Annotated in this window: 2 protein-coding genes; both read left to right on the forward strand. The window is 49.1% G+C overall.

Annotated features, from left to right (window positions below):
* On the forward strand, positions 1-603 hold a 603-nt coding region (locus tag R7O13_RS24740), incomplete at its 5' end, for a PepSY-associated TM helix domain-containing protein (protein WP_318304919.1).
* A 23-nt stretch (positions 604-626) separates the two neighbouring features.
* On the forward strand, positions 627-998 hold a 372-nt coding region (locus R7O13_RS24745), incomplete at its 3' end, for a DUF2271 domain-containing protein (RefSeq protein WP_318304920.1).

Raw genomic sequence — 998 nt, forward strand, 5'->3', positions numbered from 1 at the left:
ACGTGGGCGCGCCGTCTACATATCTATATTTCGATGACTCTTTTATTGGTGACGCTGTTTTTTGCGCTCACTGGCATCACGCTAAATCGTCCTGAGCTGTTTGAGCGAAAAGAACCCATCATTCAACAGCACACCATCATCATCCCGCCGCAGACCTTGTTTTTGAACGGCGAAAGCTTCCAGCCAAACCGCGTTGCACTGATTGACTTTTTGACCCAAGAAGTGGCTTTACGCGGCACTCCATCTACTTTGGACGTTTACACCGAAGTGGAGCAAGGTGAATTGGTGCTTGGCGAGCTCTCTCTGGATTTCAAAGGGCCGGGTTATAACGCCACGGTTTTCGTTGATATGACCACTGGCGACGCTGATATCGAAACCACCAATTATGGCGCGGTCGCACTGCTGAATGATCTGCATAAAGGTCGTAACAGTGGTGATGTTTGGAAGTGGTTTATCGACATCACTGCACTACTGATGGTGTTTTTCGTCCTGACCGGTGTATGCCTGTTATTGCCGAAGAAAAAGACGTTCAGAACATCACTGCAGTGGATGAGCTTTGGCTCGTTGCTGTCGCTCGTCATTTATTTTGTTGCTGTGCCTTAACAGGCAGTTGTAGAGAAAAGTTTATGTTGAACACAGGCAAGTTACTTCGCCAAAACCTAGTTTGCAAAGCGGCGTTGGTAGCGGCTTTAGCACCATGGCCAGTTTTGGCTGCGCCTTTACCTGATGCCGCCAAAATCGACTTTGAGTTTGAATTGCCAAAGATCGATACCTCAATGTACGCCCGTCCTTACGTCGCAGTGTGGGTTGAAGATGAACAACGTCAATCCGTTAAAACCATTCAGCTTTGGGTCGGTAAGGATGAGTGGCTCAAAGACATGCGCAGCTGGTGGCGAAAAGTGGGTCGTTATGATCGCGATCTGATTGACGCTGTGACGTCTGCGACTCGCCCTGCTGGGCAGTATCGATTTGTTTGGGATGGTACTAACGACGCAGGC

It is taken from the genome of Vibrio sp. Y176, assembly GCF_033438945.1.